27 protein-coding genes are annotated in these 25,834 nt (G+C 64.9%); 6 read left to right on the forward strand and 21 right to left on the reverse strand.

From position 1 onward, the window contains the following. Positions 1–38 precede the first annotated feature (38 nt). The gene (locus tag A6A04_RS20260) at positions 39–1,865 is read left to right on the forward strand and encodes an alpha/beta fold hydrolase (RefSeq protein WP_216636135.1); all 1,827 of its coding nucleotides are present in this window, start codon (positions 39–41) and stop codon (positions 1,863–1,865) included. Here A6A04_RS20260 and A6A04_RS20265 read toward each other — a convergent pair. After that, complete coding sequence (locus A6A04_RS20265) at positions 1,847–2,404, reverse strand: DUF2889 domain-containing protein (protein WP_068495825.1); 558 nt, start codon at positions 2,402–2,404, stop codon at positions 1,847–1,849. The genes A6A04_RS20260 and A6A04_RS20265 overlap by 19 nt on opposite strands. Positions 2,405–2,637: 233 nt before the next feature. Between A6A04_RS20265 and A6A04_RS20270 the strand changes: the two genes are divergently transcribed. The 3 genes from A6A04_RS20270 to A6A04_RS20280 all read left to right on the forward strand — a co-directional run bounded on the left by A6A04_RS20270 (position 2,638) and on the right by A6A04_RS20280 (position 5,463). Beyond that, a complete protein-coding gene (locus A6A04_RS20270) occupies positions 2,638–3,411 on the forward strand; it encodes a substrate-binding periplasmic protein (RefSeq protein WP_082915091.1) in 774 nt (257 codons plus the stop codon). An 84-nt stretch (positions 3,412–3,495) separates the two neighbouring features. Beyond that, positions 3,496–4,803, forward strand: coding sequence for a diguanylate cyclase domain-containing protein (locus A6A04_RS20275; protein ID WP_068495826.1), 1,308 nt, complete (start codon positions 3,496–3,498; stop codon positions 4,801–4,803). 6 nt (positions 4,804–4,809) lie between these two features. Beyond that, positions 4,810–5,463, forward strand: a complete 654-nt coding sequence (locus A6A04_RS20280) for a DsbA family oxidoreductase (protein ID WP_068495827.1) — start codon at positions 4,810–4,812, stop codon at positions 5,461–5,463. Positions 5,464–5,469: 6 nt separating this feature from the next. Here the strand turns inward: A6A04_RS20280 and A6A04_RS20285 are convergent, their stop codons facing one another. Genes A6A04_RS20285 through yajC form a run of 4 tightly spaced genes read right to left on the reverse strand, consistent with a single transcriptional unit; the run spans position 5,470 to position 8,805 of the window. After that, entirely contained in the window at positions 5,470–5,838 is a 369-nt protein-coding gene (locus A6A04_RS20285; RefSeq protein WP_068495828.1) for an Mth938-like domain-containing protein, read from the reverse strand. After that, positions 5,838–6,800 (reverse strand): protein translocase subunit SecF, encoded by a 963-nt coding sequence (secF, locus tag A6A04_RS20290; RefSeq protein ID WP_068495829.1) that lies wholly within the window; start codon positions 6,798–6,800, stop codon positions 5,838–5,840. The genes A6A04_RS20285 and secF overlap by 1 nt, the downstream gene beginning before the upstream one ends. A 12-nt stretch (positions 6,801–6,812) precedes the next feature. After that, a complete protein-coding gene (secD, locus tag A6A04_RS20295) occupies positions 6,813–8,381 on the reverse strand; it encodes a protein translocase subunit SecD (protein ID WP_068495830.1) in 1,569 nt (522 codons plus the stop codon). Positions 8,382–8,421: 40 nt separating this feature from the next. Beyond that, positions 8,422–8,805, reverse strand: coding sequence for a preprotein translocase subunit YajC (gene yajC / locus A6A04_RS20300; RefSeq protein WP_068495831.1), 384 nt, complete (start codon positions 8,803–8,805; stop codon positions 8,422–8,424). Between the two features lie 160 nt (positions 8,806–8,965). On the opposite strand from yajC, the gene A6A04_RS20305 reads away from it, so the two are divergent. Continuing rightward, positions 8,966–9,820, forward strand: a complete 855-nt coding sequence (locus A6A04_RS20305) for an ATP-binding protein (protein WP_068495832.1) — start codon at positions 8,966–8,968, stop codon at positions 9,818–9,820. Positions 9,821–9,838: 18 nt separating this feature from the next. Here the strand turns inward: A6A04_RS20305 and A6A04_RS20310 are convergent, their stop codons facing one another. The 15 genes from A6A04_RS20310 to A6A04_RS20380 all read right to left on the reverse strand — a co-directional run bounded on the left by A6A04_RS20310 (position 9,839) and on the right by A6A04_RS20380 (position 24,575). Continuing rightward, on the reverse strand, positions 9,839–11,983 hold the full coding sequence (locus tag A6A04_RS20310) for a globin-coupled sensor protein (RefSeq protein ID WP_068495833.1): 2,145 nt from the start codon (positions 11,981–11,983) through the stop codon (positions 9,839–9,841). An 84-nt stretch (positions 11,984–12,067) separates the two neighbouring features. Continuing rightward, positions 12,068–13,117, reverse strand: coding sequence for a M23 family metallopeptidase (locus tag A6A04_RS20315; RefSeq protein ID WP_068495834.1), 1,050 nt, complete (start codon positions 13,115–13,117; stop codon positions 12,068–12,070). 37 nt (positions 13,118–13,154) lie between these two features. After that, complete coding sequence (locus A6A04_RS20320; protein WP_068495835.1) at positions 13,155–13,799, reverse strand: protein-L-isoaspartate(D-aspartate) O-methyltransferase; 645 nt, start codon at positions 13,797–13,799, stop codon at positions 13,155–13,157. Continuing rightward, on the reverse strand, positions 13,796–14,581 hold the full coding sequence (surE, locus tag A6A04_RS20325; RefSeq protein ID WP_068495836.1) for a 5'/3'-nucleotidase SurE: 786 nt from the start codon (positions 14,579–14,581) through the stop codon (positions 13,796–13,798). Before surE ends, A6A04_RS20320 begins: the two co-directional genes overlap by 4 nt. 1 nt (position 14,582) lies before the next feature. Then, the gene (serS, locus tag A6A04_RS20330; protein ID WP_068495837.1) at positions 14,583–15,851 is read right to left on the reverse strand and encodes a serine--tRNA ligase; all 1,269 of its coding nucleotides are present in this window, start codon (positions 15,849–15,851) and stop codon (positions 14,583–14,585) included. 17 nt (positions 15,852–15,868) lie between these two features. Then, positions 15,869–16,684, reverse strand: coding sequence for a twin-arginine translocase subunit TatC (gene tatC / locus A6A04_RS20335; protein WP_068495838.1), 816 nt, complete (start codon positions 16,682–16,684; stop codon positions 15,869–15,871). A gap of 7 nt (positions 16,685–16,691) precedes the next feature. Continuing rightward, positions 16,692–17,069 (reverse strand): Sec-independent protein translocase protein TatB, encoded by a 378-nt coding sequence (gene tatB / locus A6A04_RS20340; protein ID WP_068495839.1) that lies wholly within the window; start codon positions 17,067–17,069, stop codon positions 16,692–16,694. A gap of 63 nt (positions 17,070–17,132) precedes the next feature. Further along, positions 17,133–17,384, reverse strand: a complete 252-nt coding sequence (locus tag A6A04_RS20345) for a twin-arginine translocase TatA/TatE family subunit (protein ID WP_068495840.1) — start codon at positions 17,382–17,384, stop codon at positions 17,133–17,135. Positions 17,385–17,495: 111 nt separating this feature from the next. Beyond that, positions 17,496–18,146, reverse strand: coding sequence for an SMC-Scp complex subunit ScpB (gene scpB / locus A6A04_RS20350; protein ID WP_068495841.1), 651 nt, complete (start codon positions 18,144–18,146; stop codon positions 17,496–17,498). After that, positions 18,139–18,954 (reverse strand): segregation and condensation protein A, encoded by an 816-nt coding sequence (locus A6A04_RS20355; protein ID WP_068495842.1) that lies wholly within the window; start codon positions 18,952–18,954, stop codon positions 18,139–18,141. Before A6A04_RS20355 ends, scpB begins: the two co-directional genes overlap by 8 nt. After that, entirely contained in the window at positions 18,955–19,638 is a 684-nt protein-coding gene (locus A6A04_RS20360) for a site-2 protease family protein (RefSeq protein WP_068495843.1), read from the reverse strand. It lies immediately after the preceding gene. Continuing rightward, entirely contained in the window at positions 19,638–20,669 is a 1,032-nt protein-coding gene (gene nagZ, locus A6A04_RS20365) for a beta-N-acetylhexosaminidase (protein WP_068495844.1), read from the reverse strand. The genes A6A04_RS20360 and nagZ overlap by 1 nt, the downstream gene beginning before the upstream one ends. After that, the gene (locus A6A04_RS20370) at positions 20,656–21,630 is read right to left on the reverse strand and encodes an SPOR domain-containing protein (RefSeq protein WP_068495845.1); all 975 of its coding nucleotides are present in this window, start codon (positions 21,628–21,630) and stop codon (positions 20,656–20,658) included. Before A6A04_RS20370 ends, nagZ begins: the two co-directional genes overlap by 14 nt. Before the next feature lies 1 nt (position 21,631). Further along, complete coding sequence (argS, locus tag A6A04_RS20375; RefSeq protein WP_068495846.1) at positions 21,632–23,368, reverse strand: arginine--tRNA ligase; 1,737 nt, start codon at positions 23,366–23,368, stop codon at positions 21,632–21,634. 4 nt (positions 23,369–23,372) lie between these two features. Then, positions 23,373–24,575 carry a deoxyguanosinetriphosphate triphosphohydrolase gene (locus A6A04_RS20380; protein ID WP_068495847.1) on the reverse strand — a complete coding sequence of 401 codons (1,203 nt, stop codon included), beginning with the start codon at positions 24,573–24,575 and terminating at the stop codon, positions 23,373–23,375. Between the two features lie 182 nt (positions 24,576–24,757). Here A6A04_RS20380 and erpA point away from each other — a divergent pair, with 182 nt between their 5' ends. Further along, the gene (gene erpA / locus A6A04_RS20385) at positions 24,758–25,111 is read left to right on the forward strand and encodes an iron-sulfur cluster insertion protein ErpA (protein ID WP_068495848.1); all 354 of its coding nucleotides are present in this window, start codon (positions 24,758–24,760) and stop codon (positions 25,109–25,111) included. Positions 25,112–25,114: 3 nt separating this feature from the next. Here erpA and A6A04_RS20390 read toward each other — a convergent pair whose 3' ends face one another. Next, the gene (locus A6A04_RS20390) at positions 25,115–25,777 is read right to left on the reverse strand and encodes a hypothetical protein (protein ID WP_068495849.1); all 663 of its coding nucleotides are present in this window, start codon (positions 25,775–25,777) and stop codon (positions 25,115–25,117) included. Positions 25,778–25,834 lie beyond the last annotated feature (57 nt).

The raw sequence follows: 25,834 nt of genomic DNA on the forward strand, positions 1-25,834 counted from the left end.
CATCCTTGGCGGAGCAAACCCGGAGCCTTTCCCGGTTGATGAGCGCCGCCCCAGGGGATGCGGCGGCGGCGGCCCAGTCGTTCCTGACACTGACAGGTCAACTGGCGTCGCAATGGACGGCCACACCGGGACTGGTCACGGAACAGGCGGCGGAACTGGTCCGGGTACTGGCTTCGCCGATGCTGCAGCCCGATTCCGGTTCGCAACCGACTCGGCCCGATGACAAGATCAAGCTGGGGTCTCCCTTTATTGGCGTCATCGGTCCCCATGACGTGGCCGCCGCTCTGACGGATCTTTCGGGAAGGCTGGCATGGCGTCCCGATCTGGTGATGGAGGAAGGGGGACGCCTGCTCGCAACCCTCGGCCAGGGATTTGACGGTTCCTCGTCCCTGACACCCGCCAAGGGCGACCGGCGATTTGCCGATGCCGCATGGCGATCCAATCCCTTCCATCGCCTGTCCCTGCACGCCTACCTGGCTTGGACCACCGCCTTGGACCGTCTGATCGACCGGGTCGGGGCCGACGACAAGACAACGGCGCGATTGCGTTACATCACATCCCTGTTCACCGACGCCCTGTCCCCGGACAACAGCTTGCTGGGCAATCCGGCGGCACTGAAGCGGTTGCTGGAGACGGGCGGCGGCAGTCTGGTGTCAGGGATGCGCAACCTGCTCATCGATGCCGCCAGCCATCAGGACGCCCCGGCGCAAGTGGATAAATCCGCCTTCACCATCGGCGGCAATATTGCCGCCACGCCGGGTGCGGTGGTCTACCGGCACGAGTTGCTGGAGTTGATCCAGTACAGCCCCACAACCGGTCAGGTCCATGAGATACCGCTCATGATGGTGCCGCCGGTGGTGAACAAATTCTACATGATGGATCTGGCGCCGGGACGCAGTCTGGTGGAATTCCTGGTGGCTCGGGGCTTTCAGGTCTTCATGCTCAGTTGGCGAAATCCAGGTCCGGAACATGCGGATATGGGATTGGACGCCTATGTCGCCGCCATGATGGACGCGGCCGAAGCGATTCGCGAGATATCCGGCAGCGCCGACATCAACACCTTCACCATCTGCACCGGCGCCGTTCCCCTGGCGGCCTTCCTTGGCCATCTGGCCGCCCGGAAACAGGGCGGCATCCGGTCCGCCACCATGGTCGTCTCCATTCTCGACAGTAACGAGGGGCGCTCCCTTGGCCTGTTCGCCACCCCGGAAACCATTGCGGCCGCCAAACGCCGCTCGGCGGAACGAGGACTGCTGAGTGGTGAGGAGATGGCCCGCGTTTTCACCTGGATGCGGCCCCGTGACCTGGTCTGGAACTACTGGGTCAATAACTATCTGATGGGAAACCAGCCCCCGGCCCATGACGTTTTATACTGGAACAACGATTCCACCCGGTTGACGGCGCGTCTGCATTCCCAGTTGCTGGATGTCTTCGCCGACGATGTCTTGGTCTCCCCCGGCAGCCTGTCGGTGCTCGGAACGCCGCTCGACCTTAGGCAAGTGGCCTGCGACCGCTATGTGGTGGCTGGGATGACCGACCATATCAGCGTATGGAAGGGAGTCTATGCCTCGGCCGGCAAGATGGGGGGGCGGTTCAACTTCGTGCTGCATTCCAGCGGCCATGTCCAATCGGTGGTCAATCCACCCGGCACCCCCAAGGCCAAGTATTGGACCAATCCCCTTACCCCGGACACCCCCGAGGATTGGCTGAGCCAGGCCCAGCCGCAGCCCGATTCCTGGTGGGTCCATTGGGCCGGATGGCTGGCGGATCGGTCGGGGAACATGGTCTGCGCCCCTTCCCGCACCGGCAGCCAACGCCATCCGGTGCGGGAGAACGCGCCGGGAGCCTATGTGCTGGAACCTTGATCCCGCGACGACCATTGCGGCCATTGCCGCGCCACAACCTCGCCCTCGGCGGCGAAGGCGTGGCAGGTGTCGATCAGGGCGGGCCGTCCCGGCGGCTCGCCCCGTTCGGCGCGCAATGCGGGATAAATGGTCTGAAACGCGGTGGCTGCGATGACTCCCATCAGCTCGGCCAGATGGGTGCAGCCCTTGCGCCCACCGAATCGGGCGCGGACCTCGCGCATGAAGCCGGTGCCCAGATGCAGACCGGCCAATGCGGCGAAGGCCGGGGCGATGTCGGCGCACATGGGAAAGGGCGCGCCATCGATGGAGGCACGGGCCGATAGCACCGTCATGTCGTCACTCACCACCACCGAGGCCAGCATGTCGTGAATGGGTTCCCCGGCCGGGATATGCAGGCGGTAAAGCCCCTGGATATCTTCGGCCTTGATATCTGTCAGGCGGGATTCGATCTCCCAGTTGCCGTTTCCAAGACGATAGCCCCGAACGGTGATGGATCGGGTGTGCACAAGCTGTCGTGTTTCATCGGACATCCCGGTCATAAAGTAGGCCTCCGCATCATGACAGCATTCATTACGTGTAGTTTACAGTGTTACGCACAGCTAAAGCATATTCACAGGACCGGGTCAAATGGTTGAGCGGACGGAAAGTTTGGGTTAATGTCTATGCAACGAACAAAGAAACTGGCCAAGGACTGCGACCCTTGGCGACAGTGAGCGTCAGGCAAAAAATACAACGAATAGTAAATATCCTGATTCTCCGGGGAGAGAACCGCATGCGACCAAATAAGTTTTCTGGAATTTACTTGGGACTGGTGGCATTGGTGGTCACTCTGATTTCTTGTGGCCCAGCCTGGGCGCAGTCCTCGCCCAAGCATTCGGGTGTGCGTGAGCTGGAATACGCCTTTCCCGATCAGTCGGTCTGGACCACCCGGACGGACGAGAATGGCGACCCGGAAAACCCGCTGCTGCGCCTGGCGGCGGCGATGTTCGACAAGGCCGGTATTCCCTGGCATGCCAAACGCTATCCCGCCGCCCGCATGTTCAATTATCTGAATGACGGCACGGCAGAGTTCTCCATGCTGGTGAATGCTCCGTCATTGAAGGAATGCTGCCTTCTCAGCCGAAGCCCGGTGGCGAGCACCGATTTGCGGGTCTACCATCTGCCGGGAAAGCCGCCGGTCAAGACCAAGGAAGACCTGATCGGAAAACGCATCATCACCATTCGCGGCTACAGTTATGGCGGTCTGCTGTCCTTCATCTCAGACCCTGCCAATAACATCAGCAACAATACAGCCATCAAGCATGAAACCGCCTTTTCAATGCTGGAGGCAGGGCGCGGAGATTACCTGCTGGATTACACCGGTCCGGCTTTGGAGGTTCTTTCGGCGCGCCCCATTCCTGGCGTCCAATACGAGACACTGTCGCGACTGGATGTCTTCCTGGTGCTGGCCAAGTCCTATCCCGATGCCCAGGCCGTGATGAACCGCCTGGAAGCCATCGTCGAGAGCCTTAACAAGGACGAGATCATCCGCGGACAGTCACGGTGAGTCGTTGGCGCGATCTTCCTTAGAAATCCTTGGCCAACCGTATTATCGTAGCGTGACGCTGCATATCCGGAAGGCCATACGCCGATGATCCGCCTCGCCAATGTCCTCATCGTCCATTCCGATGCCGCCGTCGCCGAGGCATTCGCGGCACGGCTGTCCCATAATGGCTACCACGCCCAAGTGGCCACCAGTTCCGAACAGGCGTTGCCCCGGCTGAAGGGCGAGCATCTGGACTTGATCATCCTTGGGCAAGCCATTGCCTCTGCTCTCGACCTAACCCGTTCCATCCGGGCCACCGAAGATGGCCGCGATGTGCCCCTGGTCCTGGTGGCGGACACGGTGGATGCGGCCCTCGCCGAAGCGGCCCTGGCCAACGACCTGGATGATGCCATCGCCTGGGACTGCAACGATGCCGAGTTGTTTGCCCGGCTGCGCCCATTGGTCCGACTGGCCACCATGCGCTCGGAACTGGACCAACGGGTGGCGGTTGCCCGGGCCATGGGCGATGACATAACCGCGGAGACCGATAGCCAGGGCGCCGCGCCGCCGCGCATCCTGGTGGTCGGTCAGGATCTGGGCGAGGTCTCTAGCTGGCTGGCCGATATGGGTGAGGCTGTCCGCAGCCAGAACCTCTACGACGCCGAAAGCCAGTTGGAGACGCGGAATTTCGATGCGGCGGTGGTGTGCGTCGGCACCGATCCCGCCCCTTTCCTGGCTTTCGCTTCGCAGGTCCGCAACAACCCCCGCCTGTTCAACCTGCCGCTGGTGATGTTGACGACGGCCCCTTCCATTGCCGACGACGCCTATCGCCACGGAGTCAGCCGGGTTCTGCCGCGCATGGCCGACATCGCCCTGATCCGAGCGGTGGTGAAGACCCTGGTCCGCCGCCAGCAACTCCGCTGGGCCATTCGCGGAGCCCTCTCCAAGGTCTTGGCCGGAAAGTCCCGCGATCCCATGACCGGAACCTACAGCCGCGCCTTCCTGGACCATTACCTTCAGGCCCGCCTCTCCACCGCCCAGGCACACCAACGTCATCTGGCCGTGGTTTTTTTCTCCATTCCCAATGTGGACGGGGTGCGGTCCCATTTCGGCGACGATGCCGCCGAACATCTGGTGCAGCAATTGGGGCAATGGATCAGCGGCCTGTTGCGCGCCGAGGACCTGAACGCCTACTACGCCCCCAACCAGTTCTGCGTCGTCCTGCCCGATACCCCGCTGGTGGAAGCCGATGTGGTGATGCACCGCATTGCCGGAGTGCTGGCCTATACGGATTTCGCGGTGCGCGAGGTCTATCAGCCGGTCAAGGTCTGGGTGCAGGTCGGCAGCACCAACGCCAAGCCCACCGATACCGCCGAGCAGTTGCTGGGTCGGGCCCGGGCAAAGCTGGACTGATCCGAAATGAAGATCGAATACGTCTTCGATACCGTCTGCCCCTGGTGCTATGTGGGCAAGCGCCGGTTCGAACGCGCCCTGGCCATGCGACCCGATGTCCGGGCTTTGATCCGGTGGCGGCCGTTCCTGCTCAACCCGGACCTGCCGCCGGAAGGCATCGACCGTCAACTTTACCTGGACCGCAAATTCGGTGGCGCGACCAGGGTTCAGCGGGTCCATGCCGCTGTGGCGGCGGCCGGAGCCGCCGAGGGGATCGAGTTCCGTTTCGACTTGATCACACGCACGCCCAATACATTGAACTCCCACCGCCTGATCCGCCATGCCGCCACGGCAGGCCTGGAGAGCACGGTGGTCGAGGCCCTGTACCGGGCCTATTTCACCCAGGGGCGTGATATCGGTGACTTGGGAGTCTTGGCCGCCATCGGCGCCGAGGCCGGTCTTGCCGCCGCCGAAACCGCTGACTTCCTCAGTGCGGACAAGGACGCCGCCGTGGTGATGACCGACAATGCCCGCGCCCATCGCCTGGGCGTCAATGGCGTCCCCTGCCTGATCATCGATGGTGTCTATGCCCTTGCCGGAGCGCAGGAGCCCGAGATCCTGCTCCGCCTGATCGATATCGTTCGGGAAACCGAAGCCGAGGCGGTCTTCAGCCCAAGGTGATCTGGATCATACCGCGATAAGGGCCGCGGCGACGCTGCGGTCCTCGGCCAGCAGGACGTTGAAGGTGCGGCAGGCGGCACCGGTATCCATGGCCTCCAGCCTGATTCCGGCCTGACGCAGGGCGAGGCGCAATTCGGACGGAACCACGGCCATCTGACGACCGCATCCCAACAGCAACAGGTCCGGCTTGGCCTCCATCACCGGGCCGAGCGCGGCGATATCCACCTCGGCCATGCTGGTCGGCGGCCATGCCAGGCTGCGGTCGGGAAACACCAGCACCGATCCTTCCCACCGCTCACCGCTGATGGTGAAGCCAAGGTCGCCATAGCCCTTGATCAGTTGGCGACCGGCGGGAATGACCGGCGTGATATCCATCAGGGCGCCTTTTCGCCCACCGCCGCTGCCTCGGCCTTGGCTTCATCCTCGGCGCGATCCTTGCCGGTGCGCAGGTTGAAATACACCAGCATGGGCATGGCGACATAGATGGAGGAATAGGTCCCGATGATCAGGCCCCACAGCATCGCCACCGAGAAGCCGTGCAGCACGTCGCCGCCAAACATCAACAGAGCCAGCACAGTGACGAACACCGTCGACACCGTCAGGATGGTGCGGGCCAGGGTTTCATTGATGGAGAGGTTCAGCAGCTCGTACAGGCTCATGGTCTTGTACTTGCGCAGATTCTCGCGCACCCGATCATATTCCACCACGGTGTCGTTCACCGAATAGCCCGCGATGGTCAGGATGGCCGCCACCGTGGTCAGGTTGAATTCCATGCCGGTGATGGAAAACAGGCCGAAGGTGGTGATGACGTCGTGGAAGGTAGAGATCAGGGCGCCGACACCGAACTGCCATTCGAAGCGGAACCAGACATAGACGGCGATGGCCAACAGCGACAGCGCCACCGCCAGCACGCCGTCGCGCACCAGTTCACCGCCGACCTTGGGGCCGACGATTTCCACACGGCGATAGCTGAATCCCTCGCCCAGGGCTTCCTTGACCTTGCCCAAGGCCGCCATCTGGACCTTCTCGTCGCCTTCCTGGCGCTGGACACGGATCATGACATCGCGGCCGGTGGTGCCGAATTCCTGCAAGGACACCTCGCCCAGCCCCAGGCCGCCCAGGGTGGCGCGCATGCCGTGGAGGTCGGCGGGGCCGGTGGTCGATTGGGCTTCCACCAGGATACCGCCCGCGAAGTCGATGCCGAAGTTGAAGCCCTTCACCACGATCGAGGTGATGGACCCCAGGATCAGCAGCGCCGTGATACCGAAGGCGATCAGGCGGTAGCGGATGAAATCGTAGCGGGTGTCATGCGGCAGGAGCCGTTCGATCAGTCTCATCCTTGCGTCTCCTTACGCCAGCGGCAGCGACTTGAGCCGCCGCCAGGACACCCAGCTGAACACCAGGATGCGGTTGACCAGAACAGCCGTGTACAGCGACACCAGCAGACCGATGGACAGGGTCACGGCGAAACCGCGCACCGGCCCGGTGCCGAACTGGAACAGCAGCGCCGCCGCCACCAGGGTGGTGACATGGGCGTCGAAAATGGTGGCGAAGGCACGGTCGTATCCGGCCTGCATGGCTGACATCACCGTGCGGCCGTTCCGCTGTTCCTCGCGCATGCGCTCATAGATCAGCACATTGGCGTCCACCGCCATGCCCATGGTCAGCACGATACCGGCGATGCCGGGCAGGGTCAGGGTGGCCCCCAGCATGGACAGGAAGGCCAGCAGCAGGATCAGGTTGAGCACCATGGCGATATCGGCCAGCAAGCCGAAGGTGCCGTAGATCAAGATCATCAGCACCACCACCAGGATCAGACCCAGAAGCGAGGCCACGGCACCGGCCTTGATGGAGTCGGCGCCAAGATCGGGACCGACGGTGCGCTCCTCCAGCACCTGCAGCGGCGCGGGCAACGCACCGGCGCGCAGCAGCAGGGAAAGGTCCTGGGCCTGCTGGACGGTGAAGCTGCCGGAAATGATGCCGGACCCGCCCAGGATGGGCTCGTTGATGCGCGGCGCGCTGATCACCTTCTCGTCCAGCACAATGGCCAGGGACTTGCCCGCGTTGTCGCGGGTGGCGTCGCCGAATTTCTTGGCGCCCACGGTGTTGAAGCGGAAACTGACCACCGGGCGGCCCTCGTTGAAGGTGGCCTTTGAATCCACCAGCATGTCGCCGCCCACCTCGATGCGCTTGCGCACCACGTAAGTCTCGGGGAACCCCCGCTCCTTCTCCGCCGAGGGCAACAGCATGGAGCCAGGAGGAACCCGGCCCTTGGCCGCCTCCTCGGGCGTGGCGCTGTCGTCGAGCAGGTGGAAGGTCAGCTTGGCGGTCTTGCCGAGCAGCACCTTGATGCGGTCGGGATCCTTGACGCCCGGCAGTTGGACCACGATGCGGTCCTCACCTTGGCGCTGAATGGACGGTTCGCGGGTGCCCAACTCGTCGATACGGCGACGCACGATCTCCAGCGACTGCTCCACCGCGGACATCTTGCGGCGCTTGACCGCTTCTTCCGAATATTTCAGCACCATCAGCCCGTCATCGCGGGCATCCAGGCTGGCATCCCCATCCAGCTTGCGCAGGAATTCGCGGGCGCGGCTCCGGTCCTCGGCATCCATGACCCGGACGCTGACCACATCACCCTTGTTGCCCAGCTCGGAATACTTGATCTTTTCCTTGCGCAAGCCGCTGCGCACCGCCTCCACCAGGGTGGTGAGCTGCTCGCGCACCACATAGCCGGTATCCACTTCCAACAGCAGGTAGGAACCGCCCTGGAGATCAAGGCCGAGACTGACCGGCTGCAGCCAGGACGGCAACTGGTCCGCCTGTTCGCGGGACAGCAGATTGGGGGCGGCGAAGACGATACCCATCAGGCTCGTCAACACCACCACGATGATCTTCCACTTGGGGAAATGACTCATGTCCCGGCCTGTGCTGAAGGGGTGGCAGTCAAACGCTCGATCACTGGTCGGCGGGCTTGTCGGTCTCGGCCTTGTCGGCCTTGTCGGCCTTGTCGGCGGCCACCGGCTCGGTCTTGGACATCACTTCGGTGATGGTGGTACGGATCACCCGCACCCGCACGCCCTCGGCGATCTCGACCACCACCTCGGCGTCGTTGACCAGCTTGTTGACGGTACCGATGATGCCACCCGCCGTGACGACACGATCGCCACGACGCAGTTGGGCCAGCATCTCCTTATGGGTCTTCATCCGCTTCTGCTGAGGACGGATCAGCAGGAAATAGAACACCACGAAGATCAGAACCAGCGGCAGGAACTGCTCAAGCGCGCCCAAGGAACCGCCGGAAGCGGCCGCGGCCTGGGCATAAGCGGGCGACACGAACATCACTGTCTCCTAAAGTCTAATCCGCCAAAAACGTTGCCGGAATATAGCGGCCAAACGCGCCGATGCAAACGCCAAGTGGCCGATTTCGCAAAACCTTGCCCAAAGTTGGCGAGATGATAGGCTACCCGGCTTCCCCGCCGTCAAGCCGCCGGAGCCCGCCATGATCGAAGCCGAAGCCATCCTTGCCCTCAAGCGCATCGCCGATGCCTTGGAACGGCTGGCGCCTCCGGCCCCCGCCCCGGCCGATCTCGCCGCCGCCGATGCCTTCGTCTGGCACGCCGATCCCGATCGGCTGCAACCGGTAGCGGACGTCAACCGCGTTGACATTGGGTTGCTGCAGGGAATCGAGCGTCAGCGTGAACAGCTTCTGGCCAATACAAGGCGCTTCGCCGATGGGCTTCCTGCCAATAATGCCCTGCTGTGGGGCGCGCGCGGTACCGGCAAGAGCTCGCTGGTCAAGGCGGTGCACGCCACCATCAATGCCGAGCGCCCCGGAGCCCTGGCCCTGGTGGAAATCCACCGTGAGGATATCCCGTCCCTGCCCCGCTGCCTCAAGATACTGAAAGATGGCGGCCGCCGGGCGGTCCTGTTCTGCGACGATCTGTCTTTCGACCAGCAGGACGATGCCTATAAGTCGCTGAAAGCCGTTCTGGAAGGCGGGATCGAGGGCCGCCCCACCAATGTGGTGTTCTACGCCACCTCCAATCGCCGCCACCTGATGGCCCGCGACATGATCGACAATGAACGCTCCACCGCCATCAATCCCGGCGAGGCAGTCGAGGAGAAGGTCTCGCTGTCGGACCGCTTCGGCCTGTGGCTGGGCTTCCACCATGTGGGCCAGGACACCTTCTTCGCCATCGTCGAGGGCTATGTCAGCCATTTCGGCCTGCCCATCGGCCTCGACGAACTGCACCGCGAGGCCAATGAATGGGCGGTCACGCGCGGCTCGCGTTCGGGCCGGGTCGCCTGGCAGTTCATCCAGGATCTGGCCGGGCGCCTTGGCAAGGCCTTGTGATCAGAGGCTTTTTCGACCTTATGGCTTGACCGCCAGCCGGACGCAGCCCCAATGGCGCCCCCGCACGGTGATGGGGGCGTCGAATTCCTTCAGCAGCACGAAATTGCCGCCTCCCATGTCGCGGGGATAGGTCTGGACGTAATACGGGTTGGTATTCCGGGCCGCCACCAGCCCGGCGCGGTCGTCGAAAATCCGGCGATTACGGGAATTGGCCATATTCCACAGGCGATCATCCGGACGTTGCGGCTGGGAATACTTCTTGTTGTGCGTGGCGATATAGCCGTTGCGGTCCGCGACACAGCAGATGACGATGCGGGGATCGCGATCCAGTACCGACTCGGTGAACTGATGAACCACGTCATCGGTCAGTGTCGCGTGCTTGGCCAGGAACTGCTGCGGGTCGGTACCGGTGATGGGGTCATATTGGGTGTCGAACAGGTCAGTCTCGGTGATCCGCCCCTGCTTCACCGCCGTCTCGAACGCCGCCGATACCCCGCCAGAAACCGATTGCACCGCCTGAATATAGACCTTCTCCTCCTCGCGCGCCCGCTCCTGGATGGCGCGGATCGCCTTCTGGGCATCGACGGAGACATCGCGGAAGCGCAGATGAAGCCCGAGGACGCTGGCCGCCACCGCATCACAGGTCAAGCTCCCGATGCCGTCGAACTCCACCGCTCCCATGTCTCCGACCTGGGCCTTGTCGTTCAGCCCGGCCAACACGGTTCCCTTGGTGGACAGATCGCCGGTATGACCGGCGATCTCGCGCTTGCCCAGACGGCCCTTGAATGCCACGCCCACCGCCACCCGCACTACCGCGCGACGATCACCCGCCGCCGACGAGCGCAGGATGATGCCGAGGCGCCGCTGCAGATCGCTCACATCACGTTGGACCACCGCCGACAGTTCATTGACCCGCTGGGCCGTGATCCCGGTGCGATCTGCCTGGTCGAGCACCGAACGGGCATGGCCCGACACGGTGGCGGTATGGTGGGCAGCCTGATCGGCATTGCCCCGGATCTCCGATGTGGCGGCGATCTGCTGCTCGCTGGCGCGGTTAACTTCCTGGGCGATGGAATTGATTTCCTGGATCGAGCGGGTGACCTCCTCGACCATGGAAACGGTTTGCTCGGTGGCATGACCGATGGCCTTGGCCTGGCTGTTGACGCCCTGAATGCCGTCCTCGGTCAGCCGCGCCAGGCGCTTGACCTCGTCGGCCACCACGGCGAATCCCTTGCCCATGTCGCCCGCCCGCGCCGCCTCGATGGTGGCGTTGAGCGCCAGCATGCGGGTCTGTCCGGCGATGGACTGGATCAGGCGCACCACGTCCTGGATTCGTCCCGTGGCTTCCTTCAACCCCTCGACGGTGGCGGCGGCCTCTTCCATCTTGCCCTGGGCAGCGTCGGTCAGGCGAGAGGTGCCGTGAACCTTGGCGGAGATATCGCGCGAAGTCTCTTCCAACGCCTCGGTCGCCCCCGCCACCGATTGGACATTGTCACCAGTCACGGACACCGCACCTGTCACCGATTCCGCCATGGTCTTCAGCGACGCGGCCACGTCGCCCAACTCGTTGGCGCCTTCGATCAGGCGGCGGACCTGGGCGCCGATATCGCCCACGGTGACCGCCACCTCGCCATCAATGGCATCGGACAGGGCCAGCATTTCCCGCTTCAGCTTTCCCGCCTCGCCCCGCTCGATATAGGTGCTGATCGCCACATCCATATCGAGAAAGGCGGCCCGCATCACCGCCCCCATGACCTCGGCGAAGCGGGCCTTGTCGACTTTCTGGTGAATCTGGGCGATCAGCCGCTCCAGCACGAAGCAATAGCCACCGAGATAGCGGCTGTTGTCCAGGCCGATCCTCTCGTGGGTGGCACCGATCACAGCGGCCTTGTCGAAATAGTCGTCATCGAAGCGACCGGAGAACAAGGCACGCCAATGATCCTGCTGGGTCTTCTTCAGGTGTCCGACCTTGGAGCCATCGCCCAACAACTTGGCGGTGTCGGGCCATTTGAGCAAGTGGCCGTAGAAGGCATCGGCGATGGCGGGAAGGGCGCCGTCGACCAGGGAGCGAGTCTCCCGCAGGGTTCGGACGGTATCATCCTCGATCCGCAGGAATTTCAGCCGTTCACGATTGCGGGAATCGCCGACGCCGTCAGCCGCCATCCTGCCGCCTCCCTCTCTGAGCCCGATACATAGCCGAGCACGTGACTTTTTGTAGCATTAGCGTGTCGTGTTAGACCGACAGCGTCAATACGGATTATCCGCGATTAAATCAGAAGTATGGAGTTGAGCCGAGCTATCCAGGAGGTATTCGGCGGGATTGACCGCTTCGGTTCCCCGACGCAACTCGAAATGCAGTTGAGGTGTCGTGACATTGCCCGACGCCCCCACCGTTGCGATCACCTGTCCACGACGGACATGGTCGCCGCGCTTGACCATGTGCTTCTCGTTGTGGGCATAGGCACTGATCCAGCCATCGGCATGCTTGACCAGCAACAGATTGCCGAAGCCCTTCAACTCGTTGCCCACATAGGCCACGGTGCCATTCTCGACCGCCTTCACCGGCGTGCCCTTGGCGGCAGCGATATTGATGCCGTCATTGTGCTGGCCGCGCCCGGCCAGGGGCCCGAATTCGGCCAGCACCTCGCCCTTCACCGGCCAGAGGAAGCTGCTGGCGCCCCTGGGCGGCGGTGGCGGCATGGCGGCGGGAGGGGCGACAGTCTGACGCCCCTCGGCAGTGCCCCCCGGCTGAGCCGGTAATGGGGGCGACGAACCGGGCGCGGCATTTGGCGAGGCGATGGTGATGCCACTGGCCGGTCGGCCGGATACGGGGGGAGCCATGGCGGCTTGCGAGGGCGCCGCCGTCCCCTTGGCCCCCGGAATGGTCAGCCGTTCGCCCACCTGCAGCACATAGGGCGGCCGCTTGTTGTTGGTGGCGGCGAATGTGTTGAAGTCCACCTTGAAGCGCCGCGCCAGCACCGACAGGGTATCTCCCCGCTGCACCACATAGTCGGAGCCGCCTCCCGGCAGACGCAACATGGTTCCCGGCGTCAGGGCATAGGGCGGCTGGAGATGGTTGGCCTCGATCAGGTCGCGCACCGGCAGGGAATAGCGTCGCGCGATGGAATAGACCGTGTCCCCGGCATAGACGGTGACGGTGGCCGGGCGTTGCACCTGCATGGGCCCGCCATGGCCCACCGGCACCTTGGACTCCCAACTTGGCTGGCAGGCGGCCACAAGCCCCACGCCGCACAGCATGGTCAGGAAACGGACTAGATGATGTGGGCCGAGCCTCATAAGCGACACTATAGCCGCTGGACACCCCGCCGGGCAATCACTCCTCCGGCAGGCCTTCAACCAATGGGACGAAGCGTACCGGCAGGAAGGGGTGGATATCGATGCCGTCCGGGGTCTTGGTGATCCGCACCAGTTCCTGGTCGATGCCGCCCACATCGCCCAGGGGCAGCACCATGATGCCGTCGGGCTTCAACTGATCCACCAGGGTTGGCGGGATGTCGGGCGCGGCGCAAGTGACCATGATGCGGTCGAAGGGCGCCTGTTCCGGCCAGCCGCGCGATCCGTCGCCCAGGCGGGCGGTGATATTGTGCAGCCGCAAGCGGCGGAAACGGGTCTCGGCCTGGGCCAGCAGCGGCTTGTGGCGTTCGATGCTGTAGAGACGGCGGCAGAGCTGGGCCAGCACCGCCGACTGGTAGCCCGAGCCGGTGCCCACCTCCAGCACCTTCATGCGCTCGCCCACCTCCAGCGCCTGGGTCATCAGCGCCACCACCAGCGGCTGGCTGATGGTCTGGCCGCAGCCGATGGGCAGGGCGGTATTCTCGAAGGCCTGGTCCAGGAAGGGATCGGCCACGAACTGTTCGCGCGGCACCCGCTCCAGCGCCGCCAGCGTCCGGGAATCCGAAACCCCCATCCGACGCAGTTCCATCAACAGCCGGAGTATCCGGGCCGTCGCAGGGCTCATGGGAAGACCGACGCCAGGGCTCGCAGGGATTCATGGTGAGTCAGGTCGAAGCACAACGGCGTCACCGTGACGGCGCCGCGCAGCACCGCCTCGATATCTGTGCCGGGCGTCGAGCGCTCCTCGGCCCGCTGCGCCCCGATCCAGACATAGGGCTCGCCCCGGGGATCGGCCCGTTCGACGATGTTGTCGCCCAGCTTGCGCTTGCCCTGGCGCACCACCTCGATGCCGGTGACGGAAGACTGGATCACGTCGGGGAAGTTGACGTTCATCAGCAGGTTACGCCCCCATCCCGCCGCCAGCAGCCGCCGGATGACCTCGGGCGCCCAATGCTCGGCGGTGCCCCACTTCACCGGATGGGGATGGGTGATGTACTGGGACAGGGCGATGGCGGGAATGCCCAGGATGGTGGCCTCCATGGCCGCCGCCACCGTGCCGGAATAGGTGACGTCCTCGCCCAGATTGGAGCCCCGATTGACTCCCGACAGCACCAGATCGGGCTTGCGCCCCGTCAATACATGATTGACCCCCAGCAGCACCGCGTCGGTGGGGGTTCCGTCCACCGCGAAACGCCGCCGCGACAGCTGGCGCACCCGCAACGGCCTGCGGATGGTCAGGGAATGACCGGCGGCGCTTTGCTCATGCTCGGGCGCCACCACCCAGACGTCATTGGACAGGGTGCGGGCGATCCGCTCCAGCACCTTGATGCCGGGGGCGTTGATGCCGTCGTCGTTAGAAATCAGGATGCGCAGCTTCGACGGATCGGCGACGGGAGGAAAACTCATCTCAGCCGATCGCCTCCAGCCCGCCCATATAGGGCCGCAACACCTCGGGCACCGCGATGGAGCCATCGGCGCGCTGATAGTTCTCCATCACCGCGATCAGGGTGCGGCCGACGGCAAGGCCTGAGCCGTTGAGGGTATGGACGAAGCGGGTCCCCTTCTCGCCCTCGGCCTTGAAGCGAGCCTTCATGCGCCGCGCCTGGAAGTCGCCACAGTTGGAGCAGGACGAAATCTCGCGGAAGCGCTGCTGGCCGGGCAGCCAGACCTCGATGTCATAGGTCTTGCGCGACGAAAAGCCCATATCGCCGGTGCATAGCACGATGACGCGATAGGCCAGTCCCAGCTTCTGCAACACCGTCTCGGCGCATTGGGTCATGCGCTCATGCTCGGCGTCGGAGGCATCGGGATGGGCGATGGAGACCATTTCCACCTTGTGGAACTGGTGCTGGCGAATCATGCCCCGCGTGTCCTTGCCCGCCGCCCCCGCTTCCGAGCGGAAACACGGCGTCAGCGCCGTCATCCGGATGGGCAGCGCCTTCTCGTCGACGATCTCGTCGCCCAGGAGATTGGTCAGCGGCACCTCGGCGGTGGGGATCAGCCAATGGCCGGTATTGGTCTTGAACAGGTCCTCGCCGAACTTCGGGAGCTGGCCGGTGCCGAAGGCGGCGCCATCCTTGACCATCAGCGGCGGGTCGATCTCGGTATAGCCGTGATCATTGGTCTGAAGGTCGAGCATGAACTGGCCAATGGCGCGCTGCAGCCGGGCCAGTTGCCCCTTCAGCACCACGAAGCGGGCGCCGGACAGCTTGGCGGCGCCGTCGAAATCCATCAGACCCAGCTTGGCGCCGATGGCGTCGTGGTCCAGCGGCGTGAAGTCGAAGCTCTTGGGCGTGCCCCAACGCCGCAGTTCGACATTGTGTTCCTCGTCGGGGCCATCGGGCACGTCCTCGGCGGGCAGATTGGGGATGGAGGTCAGGATATCCTCGATCTGGACGCCGAGCGCCCGATCCTCCTCCTCCACCGCCGGGATGCGCTCCTTCAGCGAGGCGACCTCGTCCATCAGGGCGCTGGCGTCACCACCGCCCTTCTTCAGCGCGCCTATCTGCTTGGACGCCTCGTTGCGGCGCGCCTGCATTTCCTGGAAAGCGGTCTGCGCGGCGCGACGACGGCCATCCAGTTCCAGAATTTCGGCGGCACGGGGCGCCAGCCCCCGGCGCTTCAGACCGGCGTCGAATCCGTCCGGGTTGTCGCGAATGGACTTGAGGTCATGCATGGGAGGCGTTCCACAGGCTAGGAATTGAAATCGGTTTCCTCGACCGCGTCATCCCCGTCGTCGTCCTCGCCTTCGGCCCGCTTCTTCTCGGCCCAACGGGCGGAAAAGATCGATATCTCGTAGAGGAAGACCATGGGAATGGCCAGCGACAGCTGGCTGACGATGTCGGGCGGGGTCACGACGGCGGCGAAGACGAAATTGCCGACGATGGCGAAGCGGCGCTTTTCGGCAAGACCCTTGGCGGTCACCAGCCCGACGCGGGCCAGCAGGGTCAGCAGCACCGGCATCTGGAAGGCGAGGCCGAAGGCGAAGATCAGGGTCATGATCAGCGACAAGGACTCGTTGACCTTGGCTTCCAGTTGGATGGGCAACTGCCCCGGCGCCGCCACCAGGTTCTCGAAGCTGAGCAGATAGGTGTAAAGTCCCGGCAGCACGATGAAATACACCAGCGCCGCACCGGCCAGGAACAGCACCGGGGTCGCCATCAGGAAGGGCAGGAAGGCCTGCTTCTCGTGCTTGTACAAACCCGGCGCGATGAAGGCCCATAGCTGCCCGGCCCAGACCGGGAAGCACAGGGCAGCCGCCGCGAAGGCCGAGACTTTCATGAAGGTGAAGAAGGCCTCGGTGGGCGCGGTGTAGATCAGGCGCCGCGCGCCGCCCTTGGCCAGGGCGGCGGTGGAATAGGGTTCCAGCAGGAACTCGTAGATGGCGTTGGAAAAGTAATAGCAAAGCCCGAAGGCCACCACGAAGCTCACGGCGGACCAGATCAGCCGCTGGCGCAGCTCGATCAGATGCTCCAGCAGGGGCATGGTCTTGTCGTCGGTCTCGCTCATGATCGGATCAGGGCTCCGGCGGACGCGGGGCGGGCGCGTCGGCGGCGATGGCCTCGGGAGTCGGCACCGCTTGGGTGGCGCCGGTCAGGTCCAGGGTCGGGACCTCCATGGCCTTGGCCATCTCGCCGGTGGGGTCGATGGCCTTATCGATCTCCTGGCGCAGCAGATTGGGCTCGGCCACCTTGGCCACCTGCTGCTTCAACTCCGCCAATTCGCTCTCGCGCGCCATATCGTCCATGCCGCGCTGGAAATCCGCCGCCATCTCTCTTGCCTTGCGGGTCCAGCGCCCAACCTGGCGCAGGACCACGGGCAGATCCTTGGGGCCGATGACGATCAGGCTGACCACGGCGATCAGCGCCATTTCGTCCCAACCGATATCGAACATCCGGCTACCCCCGATGCTCGGGCGTGAAACGATGCAGCATCAACACCTGCGCGACGACGCCGCTCAGGGCTTGGCGGCGGTGTCGGGCTGCGCGGCGGGCTTCGGCGCCTCGGCCTCGGTCACGCGAGCCGGGGCAGGCGGCGGCGGAACCGGCTGGGCCGCCGCAGGCGCCTCTTCCTCGTCCTTCAGGCCGTGCTTGAACGCCTTCACGCCCTTGGCCATGTCGCCCATCAGCTTCGGGATTTTGTTCGCGCCGAACAGCAGCAGCACGATAATGAGGACGATGAGCCAATGACCGATACTCCAGGTACCCATACCGAACTACTCCCTGACGACGTGCGGGCCTTGTCATCGACCCGGCGGCGGATCATCGCAAAAGACTCGCCCCTCCGCAATGGGCGCAAGCCAAGGAATTGGAAATAGACACTACTCCCCGATTCCTAAGATATCCTCTTCGTCCAGCAGGTCGAGCTGGGCGTCTTCCTCCTCGGGACCGGTATCCACCAGCCGGTCGCCGTCCACGGCGCGATTGCCATAGGCACCGGCGGCGGCACGGGCATCCAACAGCCCCGCCGCCTCCAATTCCTTGACGCCGGGCAGGTCGTCCACCGATGTCAGGCCGAAATGATCGAGAAAGCCGTCGGTGGTGGCCCAGGTCAGCGGCCGCCCGGGAGTGCGCCGCCGCCCCTTGGGCGCCACCCATCCGGCGGCGAACAAGGTATCCAGCGTTCCCTTGGACAGGGCGACGCCCCGGATTTCCTCGATCTCGGCGCGGGTGACCGGCTGGTGATAGGCGATGATGGCCAGGGTCTCGGTGGCGGCGCGCGACAGCTTGCGCTCCTGGGTGCGCTCCACCTTGAGGGCCTCGGCCAGATCGGGCGCGGTGCGAAAGGCCCAGCCCTGGCCGCGTTGGACCAGATTGAAGCCGCGCACGGCATAATGGGCCTCCAACTCCGCCAGCAGTTGCGGAATATCGGTGGCTTCCGGCAGGCGTTCGGCCATGGCCCGCTCGGAGACCGGCTCTCTTGAGGCGAAGATCAGCGCCTCGATCAGGCGCAAATGGGCCGGATCATTCATCACTCAGGCTCCCCCGCCCCTCGCCCGCCTTGACATAGATGGGAGAATAGGCGGCTCCATCCTGGCGCAGGGTCAGCCTCCCCTGCTTGGTCAGCTCCAGCGCGGCGACAAAGGTCGACGCCATGGCCGACTTGATCTTGAGGGCATCGCCCCCCACCGGCGGCAGGAAGGACATCAGCACCGACCAGTCCGGCAGCCGCCCCAGGCCCAACATGGACTCCAGCCGGGCCAGGGCATCTTCCACCGACCACAGATCGGGGGCCTCCACCGTCAGGGTACGCACCGAATTGCGCACCACATGGTCGGCATAGGTTTTGAGCAGGTCGTACAGCGCCAGATCGAAGATGGAGCGACTGACCACCTCCACATCCTCGGGATCGCCCCGGCCGAACACATCGCGCCCCAGCAAGCGGCGGGCGAACAGGGCCGCCCCGGCGTCGCGCATGCCCTGGAGCCGCTTCAGCCGGAAGGCCAGGGCGGCGGCCATCTCTTCCGGCGACAACTCGTCCTCGGCCTCGGGTTCCGGCTCGGGCAGCAGCAGGCGCGACTTGAGATAGGCCAGCCACGCCGCCATCACCAGGTATTCGGCGGCGAGGTCCAGCTGGGTTTGACGAACTCTGTCAATGAATTCAATATACTGGTCGGCGAGCTTAAGAATCGAGATCTTGGCGAGGTCTACCTTCTGGTCGCGGGCCAATTGCAGCAGCACGTCCAGTGGGCCTTCCCAGCCGTCCAGGTCCAGGATCAGCCGCTCGCCCGGCTCCCGCCCCGCCCGCTCCTCGTCGGCCTGGAAGACGTCAAGCTGCATCTACTGCAGGACCTCCACCAAGACGCGGCCCAGGGTATCCACCGGCCCCTGAACCAGCCAGCGGAACACATCCAGGTCCAATCCCAGCTTGCCGCCCAGGATCGGCAGGACGAACAGCGCCAGCAGCAGGATGATCATTCCCGCCTTCTCCAGCCGCGCCACCCGCCAGGCCAAGGGAGCGGGCAGCACCCCCACCAGGACCCGGCCACCATCCAGCGGCGGGATGGGGATCATATTGAAGACGGCCAGCAACAGGTTGAAATAGATGGCGTTATCCAGGTTGAGCAGCAGCCAGCCCTGGATGTCGCGCGGCATGTGCGGCAGCAGATGGATGGCCAGCAGCACCGAAATCACCGCCAGCGCCACATTCATTCCCGGCCCCGCCGCCGCCACCACGATCATGCCCAGGCGGGGCGAACGCAGCCGGGCGAAATTGACCGGCACCGGCTTGGCCCAGCCGAACATGACACCGCCCAGGGCCAGCAGCAGGCCCGGCAGGATGATGGTGCCGAAGGGGTCGATATGACGGATGGGGTTGAGGCTGATGCGGCCCATGCGGCTGGCGGTATCGTCACCCATCATCAGGGCAGCATAGCCGTGGGCGGCCTCGTGCAGGGTAACGGCCAGGATCAGGGGCAAGGCCCAGACGGTAATGCCATAGACCAGTCCGGCCAGATCGCCCATCACCCCACCCGCGCCAGCAAGGCATCGACCCGCCGGGCGGCGGCGGCCACATCCAGGGGCTGGGGAGTCCGCTTCATGGCCGAGGCGCGGGCCAGCCGTTCACGGGCTCGCTCGTCCAGCGGCCGCAGGACCTCGGCCACCGCTTCCATTTCGGCCATGTCGCCGTTGCAGTGGAGCACCAGATCGCATCCGGCGGCCAGGGAGGCGGTGGTGCGCTCCTGGAAGCTGCCCCCCAGGGCCTTCATGGACAGGTCGTCGGAGACCAGCACGCCGTCGAAGCCGATGGCGCCCCGGATGATCCCGGAAATCACCTTGGCCGAGGTGGTGGCGGGGGCGCTGGCGTCGAGCGCGGTATAGACCACATGGGCGGTCATGGCCCAAGGTGCGTGCCGCAGCGCCCGGAACGGCGGGAAATCCTGGGCCTCAAGCTCGGCCAGCGAGGCTTCCACCACCGGCAGGGCCAGATGGCTGTCCACCATGGCGCGGCCATGGCCGGGGATATGCTTGATCACCGGCAGGACAGCCTCGTCCAGCAGGCCTTCCACCACCTGAACCGCCAGATCGGCCACAAGGTCGGGGGTACGGCCATAGGCGCGATCGCCGATGACGTCGTGGGCGCCGGGCACCGGCACGTCAAGCACCGGGGCGCAGTCCACATCGATACCGAGATCGGCCAGTTCACGCCCGATCAGGCGGAAATTCAGCCGCAGCGCGTCCCGCGCCGCTTCCGCGTCCAATCCGGCCAGACGGGCGAAGGGTTCGCCCGGCGGCGCCTTACGCCAATGGGGAGGCTTCAGGCGCTGTACCCTGCCCCCCTCCTGGTCGATCAGCACCGGAGCATCGGCGCGGCCGACAGAGTCCCGCAGGTCCTTGACCAGGGCACGGACCTGGGCGGGCGTGTCCACGTTGCGGGCGAACAGGATGAAGCCCAACGGATCGGTCCGCTCGTAAAAACGGCGTTCGGCATCGGACAGAGTGAGCCCGGCGCAGCCGAATACGGCCGCGGCGGGGGGAGAGCTATTTGCGGGCAACGATGCACCCCTGGCTGCGATGCGCCAGTTCGGCGCAGATTTGACGGGCGGCCTGTTCGGTCAGCGGCGCGGCGCGGACCCGCCAGAACACCCCCTTGCCTTCCAACTCCACCCGGACGATGTCCGGGCGCAGAGTCCCCAGCAGATCGGCATTGCCCTTCTGGATGCGGGCCCATTCCTTTTCCGCCAGATCCTGGGCGCGCACCGCCCCCAACTGGATGACGTAGTCGCCGATGCCGCCGCTGGCCTTGGGCACCGCCGGAGCGGGCATGGCGGCAGGCGACGGCGCGGCGGGCGCGCTGGCCACCTGGGCGGGGGTGATGACCTGATCCTGGGCTGGCGTGCGGGCCTGGACCGGCTGATAGGCGGGCGCGGACGGAGGCGCCGGGGGCGGAACCGTCGCCGCGCCCTCCATGGGCTGCGCCGCCACCTTCGGGGTGGGCGCCGCCTTCGGGTTCGGAGGTTCGCCCGGCTTGGCCGCCAGCGGCGCGGTCGGGCGCTGCGGCACGGGCGCCGGTTGCGGCTGGATCTGGGGCTGCAAGGGAATCAGGGTTTCCACCGGCTGGGCCAGTTTGGGCGGCGCCTTGGGCGCCTCGGCCTGGGGCAGCAAACGCTCCACCTTGGGCTCGGCGTCGGTGCCCTGCTCCATGCGTTCGTAGACCAGCTTGTCCTGGTTGGGCACCTGCATGCCGCCACGATCACCGGGCGGCGGACGCATCTTGATGGGCTTGTCGTCGGCCCTGATCACCGGCACGCCAAGCCCGGCCCCCTTCTTGCCGCCCAGAAAGTGCAGACCGGCGGCGACAATGGCCCCCACGGCGACCACGGCGACCACGATGGTGACCATGCCGCGCAAGCGATGTCCGGCCCGCGCTTGATGCGAATCGGCATCGGCGTCGAAACGCTGGGGAATGATCTTCTGGATATCGTCGTCGAAATCGTCGCTGGGACCCCGTGCCATGTCAGCGCATCTCCTCCATGGGCTCGACACCGAAAACCGCCAGGCCCGACGCGATCACCACCACCACCGCCCTCAGCAGCGCCAGACGGGCCAGCGACACCTCGCGGTCATCCTCGATCAGGAAGCGCAACCGGGCCTCGTCCTTGCCCTTGTTCCACAAACCGTGGAACGCCGCCGCCAGCTCGTAGAGATAGAAGGCGACGCGGTGGGGCTCGTGGGCTTCGGCGGCGGTTTCCACCAGACGCGGCCACCCCGCCAGATGCTTGATCAAAGCAAGCTCGGCCGGGTCGGTCAAGCGCGCCAGGACGGCGGCATCAGGCCGTTCGACGATGCCGGTCCAATCCGGCCAGATTTCGCTGGCATGGCGCATCACCGAATGACAGCGGGCATGGGCGTATTGGACATAGAACACCGGATTGTCGCGGCTTTGCTCCAGCACCTTGTCCAGGTCGAAATCCAGATGGGCGTCGTTCTTGCGGGTCAGCATGATGAAGCGGACCACATCCTTGCCCACCGCCTCCACCAGATCGGCCAGGGTGACGAAGGTGCCCGCCCGCTTGCTCATCTTGTAGGGCTGGCCGCCCTTGAGCAGGTTGACCATCTGGCACAGCTTGACGTCCAGGTCGCCCTCGCCGCCGCTGACCGCCTTGACCGCCGCCTGCATGCGCTTGACATAGCCGCCGTGGTCGGCGCCCCAGACATCGATCATGGCGGCGAAGCCGCGCTGAAACTTATCCAGGTGATAGGCGATGTCCGAGGCAAAATAGGTCCAGGACCCGTCGGACTTCTTGAGCGGCCGGTCGACGTCGTCGCCGAACTCGGTGGCCTTGAACAGAATTTGGGGACGAGGCTCCCAGTCGTCGGGCAGCTTGCCCTTGGGCGGCTCCAGCACACCTTGGTACACCAGCCCTTTCGAGGCCAACAAGTCTAACGCTGCATTCACTTTTCCGTCGTTGTGAAGCCCTAGTTCGCTGGTAAAACAATCGTGCCTTACGCCAAGCGCTTTTAAATCGCTCTTGATCATATTCATCATAGCGAACGTGGCGTCGGCCCTAAACGTCGCCAGCCACTCCACCTCGGGTGCGTCTTTCCACTTCGGACCATGGACCCTCGCCAGTTCAGCCCCGGCGGGCTTCAGATAGTCGCCGGGATAGAGGCCTTCCGGAATCTCGCCGATCGCCTCGCCCAGGGCCTCGCGATAGCGCAGGTGAACCGAGCGGGCCAGAACGTCAACCTGGGCCCCGGCATCATTGACATAGTATTCGCGGGTGACGGCATAACCCGCCTTGGCCAGCAGCGAGGCCAGGGCGTCGCCGGTGACGGCGCCACGGGCATGGCCGATATGCATGGGACCGGTGGGATTGGCCGAGACATATTCCACATTGACGCGCTTGCCGCCGCCCTGGGTGGAATCGCCATAGGCGACACCGGCGCGCAGCACGTCCATCAGCCGCTCGACCCAGAACGAATCGGCAAGGCGCAGATTGATGAAGCCGGGACCGGCGACCTCGACCCCAGTCACCGCCGGATGACGGCGCAGTTCCTCGGCCAGCTTCTCGGCCAGATCGCGGGGTTTCATCCCCGCCGGCTTGGACAGAACCATGGCGGCGTTGGTGGCGACATCGCCATGGGCGGCCTCGCGCGGCGGCTCGGCGGTGATCTTGGAATGGTCGTGGCCGGGAATCACCTTGTCGGTGGCGGCGACGATCTCGGTGCGGAAGTAACTGAACAGATTCATGTGATTACGGCTTCTCTTGCATGTCGAACAACCGGCGATGCTCGTCGAGGGCGAAGCGATCGGTCATGCCGGCGATATAGTCGGCCACCACGCGGGCGGTCTTGGCGGTGCCCCGGCCGTCTGCGAGACGGCGCCATTCGGGAGGCAGGCATTCCGGCTCGGCGAACAGCAGCCGGAACAGGTCCTTCACCACCCGACGACCCTTGCTGGTCATGCGATTGACGGTGAAGTGACGATACATATTGGCGAACAGGAACTGGCGCAGCGCCGCGTCATGGGCGCGCATACCGTCGGAAAACGCCACCAGCGGCCCGCCCAGCCCGCGCACATCCTCGGCGGATTTGGGCTTGTACTGCTCGATGCGGCGCTGGGTCTCGCCGGTCAGGTCCAGGATCATGATGCCGATCATGCGCCGCACCACTTCGTGAATGTGCAGCGAGGTCTCGGCATCGGGATATTCGTGGCGGACCTTGTGGAACAGCGGCCCCACCAGCGGCACATCGGCCAAGTCCTCGATGGTGAACAGCCCGGCGCGCAACCCGTCGTCGATATCGTGGTTATTATAGGCGATATCGTCGGCCAGGGCCGCCACCTGGGCCTCGGCCCCGGCATAGGAGTCCAGGTCGAGATCATGCAGTTCGGCATATTCGGCGATGGCGCCCGGCAGCGGCCGGTCGGCGCGCACCGCTAAGGGGCCGGTCAGCGGGCCGTTGTGCTTGACCAAGCCTTCCAGGGTTTCCCAGGTCAGGTTGAGCCCCTCGAACTCCACATAGCGGCGTTCCAGCTTGGTGACGATACGCAGGGACTGGGCGTTGTGATCGAAACCACCGAATTCGGCCAGCACCTCCTGAAGCGCGTCCTCGCCCGCATGGCCGAACGGGGTATGCCCCAGATCGTGGGCCAGGGCCAGGGCCTCGGCCAGATCTTCGTCCAGCCCCAGCACCCGGCTGATGGAGCGCGCGATCTGCGATACTTCCAGGGAATGGGTCAGCCGCGTGCGATAATTCTCGCCCTCGTGATAGACGAAGACCTGGGTCTTGTACTGCAGACGGCGAAAGGCGGCGGAATGGATGATGCGGTCGCGGTCGCGCTGGAACGGCGAGCGGGTCGGGCTGTCCGGCTCGCCGTGAAGCCGCCCGCGCGACTCCGCCGCCCGGCTGGCATAGCAGGCGAGAAAGCGGGCACAAGATTCGGTGGTCGCACTCATGGCAGGGACACTACAAGCCGCGCATGCGGAACGCAACTGCGAGGCTCCGTAAGTCGGCCGCGATGCGAAGGCTTGAAATACGCATTCGCATACCTAAATAGCAGGCTCGGGCCTTCCCCCGGCAAGGGCGGCGATGGTATCGTGATGCCAATCCGCCCGATCATCTATCCAAAGGGACCGACATGACCGAAACAGAGCACAATTACGCCGCGCGGGTCGCCGTGACCGAAAGCGCCGCCGACCGGGTGCACACCCTGATCAAGATGGAAGGCAATCCCAACATGATGCTGCGCATCGGCGTGTCCGGCGGCGGTTGCTCGGGATTCCAGTACGGCATCTCGCTGGACGACAAGATCGGCGACGAGGACCGGGTATTCGAGGACCACGGCATCCGCCTGGTGGTGGACCAGACCTCGCTGGACCTGCTGGACGGCTCGGTGGTGGATTACGTGGAAGATCTGGTCGGCGCCTCGTTCCAGATCAAGAATCCCAATGCCTCCTCCACCTGCGGCTGCGGCAGTTCCTTCTCGGTCTGACGCCTACCAACTGGGACAGCGGCTCATCACCAGCCGGTAATTGGCCGCCGTGTCGATGGCGGCGTTCCTGTCGCGCAATTCAGCCCTGAACCCGTCCATGGGCGGGTTCAGGGAGCGGAACAGACGCTGGGTGATCTCTTCCCGCCTCCGCTCCACCTGTCCCAATGGCACCACCATGGGAGAGATGCCGCCCGCCTCGCGGCGCAAGGCGTCCTCCAGGCGCGGCGCCCAGCGCTGGAAGGTCTCGCGGGCGATGGCCACATGCTCGTCCTCGTGCAGGCGGACCTTGGCGTAATTGCAGCCGCCGGGTCCGTATTCTGAGGCGATGTGGACGATCAGGTCGCGCAGCCGCCAGAAGCCATCCACCCGCCCCAGCCCCAGACAGGACTGCCCTCCCCCCAGGTCGACGGTCCAGAATTGCGGCAGAACCTTGCCTTCCACCTCGCTTTGGGTCAGGCCCACCACCTTGCCACCGGACAACTGCCCCAGCCGTCCGGCAAGGGCATTGACCTGGGCGCGGCTGAGCTCGCTGCTGTAAACCGGAACCCCCATTCCGGTTGACAGCGATACCTTGCGCTCGGGTACGAAGACACCGGGCGGCGGGCAGGTCTGGGCGGCGCAGGGGCTGGCCAGCAGCAGCGCCAGGACAAGGACTCGGATCACCATACCGACAGCATATGGGAACTGCGCGCCAGGCTCCAAGCGGGGTTTCGCCGGAACGCG

The sequence above is a fragment of the Paramagnetospirillum marisnigri genome (assembly GCF_001650715.1).
GTDB lineage: Bacteria > Pseudomonadota > Alphaproteobacteria > Rhodospirillales > Magnetospirillaceae > Phaeospirillum > Phaeospirillum marisnigri.

Excerpts from the sequence above, each read along its gene's own strand:
- secD (WP_068495830.1), bottom strand. The coding sequence starts at position 8,381 with ATGAGTCATTTCCCCAAGTGGAAGATCATCGTGGTGGTGTTGACGAGC.
- argS (WP_068495846.1), bottom strand. The coding sequence starts at position 23,368 with ATGAATCTGTTCAGTTACTTCCGCACCGAGATCGTCGCCGCCACCGAC.
- A6A04_RS20280 (WP_068495827.1), top strand. The coding sequence starts at position 4,810 with ATGAAGATCGAATACGTCTTCGATACCGTCTGCCCCTGGTGCTATGTG.
- surE (WP_068495836.1), bottom strand. The coding sequence starts at position 14,581 with ATGAGTTTTCCTCCCGTCGCCGATCCGTCGAAGCTGCGCATCCTGATT.
- A6A04_RS20315 (WP_068495834.1), bottom strand. The coding sequence starts at position 13,117 with ATGAGGCTCGGCCCACATCATCTAGTCCGTTTCCTGACCATGCTGTGC.
- A6A04_RS20355 (WP_068495842.1), bottom strand. The coding sequence starts at position 18,954 with ATGCAGCTTGACGTCTTCCAGGCCGACGAGGAGCGGGCGGGGCGGGAG.
- A6A04_RS20370 (WP_068495845.1), bottom strand. The coding sequence starts at position 21,630 with ATGGCACGGGGTCCCAGCGACGATTTCGACGACGATATCCAGAAGATC.
- tatC (WP_068495838.1), bottom strand. The coding sequence starts at position 16,684 with ATGAGCGAGACCGACGACAAGACCATGCCCCTGCTGGAGCATCTGATC.
- A6A04_RS20275 (WP_068495826.1), top strand. The coding sequence starts at position 3,496 with ATGATCCGCCTCGCCAATGTCCTCATCGTCCATTCCGATGCCGCCGTC.
- serS (WP_068495837.1), bottom strand. The coding sequence starts at position 15,851 with ATGCATGACCTCAAGTCCATTCGCGACAACCCGGACGGATTCGACGCC.
- A6A04_RS20260 (WP_216636135.1), top strand. The coding sequence starts at position 39 with ATGAGCGCCGCCCCAGGGGATGCGGCGGCGGCGGCCCAGTCGTTCCTG.
- tatB (WP_068495839.1), bottom strand. The coding sequence starts at position 17,069 with ATGTTCGATATCGGTTGGGACGAAATGGCGCTGATCGCCGTGGTCAGC.
- yajC (WP_068495831.1), bottom strand. The coding sequence starts at position 8,805 with ATGTTCGTGTCGCCCGCTTATGCCCAGGCCGCGGCCGCTTCCGGCGGT.
- A6A04_RS20345 (WP_068495840.1), bottom strand. The coding sequence starts at position 17,384 with ATGGGTACCTGGAGTATCGGTCATTGGCTCATCGTCCTCATTATCGTG.
- A6A04_RS20285 (WP_068495828.1), bottom strand. The coding sequence starts at position 5,838 with ATGGATATCACGCCGGTCATTCCCGCCGGTCGCCAACTGATCAAGGGC.
- erpA (WP_068495848.1), top strand. The coding sequence starts at position 24,758 with ATGACCGAAACAGAGCACAATTACGCCGCGCGGGTCGCCGTGACCGAA.
- A6A04_RS20320 (WP_068495835.1), bottom strand. The coding sequence starts at position 13,799 with ATGAGCCCTGCGACGGCCCGGATACTCCGGCTGTTGATGGAACTGCGT.
- secF (WP_068495829.1), bottom strand. The coding sequence starts at position 6,800 with ATGAGACTGATCGAACGGCTCCTGCCGCATGACACCCGCTACGATTTC.
- A6A04_RS20265 (WP_068495825.1), bottom strand. The coding sequence starts at position 2,404 with ATGACCGGGATGTCCGATGAAACACGACAGCTTGTGCACACCCGATCC.
- A6A04_RS20380 (WP_068495847.1), bottom strand. The coding sequence starts at position 24,575 with ATGAGTGCGACCACCGAATCTTGTGCCCGCTTTCTCGCCTGCTATGCC.
- A6A04_RS20305 (WP_068495832.1), top strand. The coding sequence starts at position 8,966 with ATGATCGAAGCCGAAGCCATCCTTGCCCTCAAGCGCATCGCCGATGCC.
- A6A04_RS20270 (WP_082915091.1), top strand. The coding sequence starts at position 2,638 with ATGCGACCAAATAAGTTTTCTGGAATTTACTTGGGACTGGTGGCATTG.
- scpB (WP_068495841.1), bottom strand. The coding sequence starts at position 18,146 with ATGAATGATCCGGCCCATTTGCGCCTGATCGAGGCGCTGATCTTCGCC.
- A6A04_RS20390 (WP_068495849.1), bottom strand. The coding sequence starts at position 25,777 with ATGGTGATCCGAGTCCTTGTCCTGGCGCTGCTGCTGGCCAGCCCCTGC.
- A6A04_RS20310 (WP_068495833.1), bottom strand. The coding sequence starts at position 11,983 with ATGGCGGCTGACGGCGTCGGCGATTCCCGCAATCGTGAACGGCTGAAA.
- A6A04_RS20360 (WP_068495843.1), bottom strand. The coding sequence starts at position 19,638 with ATGGGCGATCTGGCCGGACTGGTCTATGGCATTACCGTCTGGGCCTTG.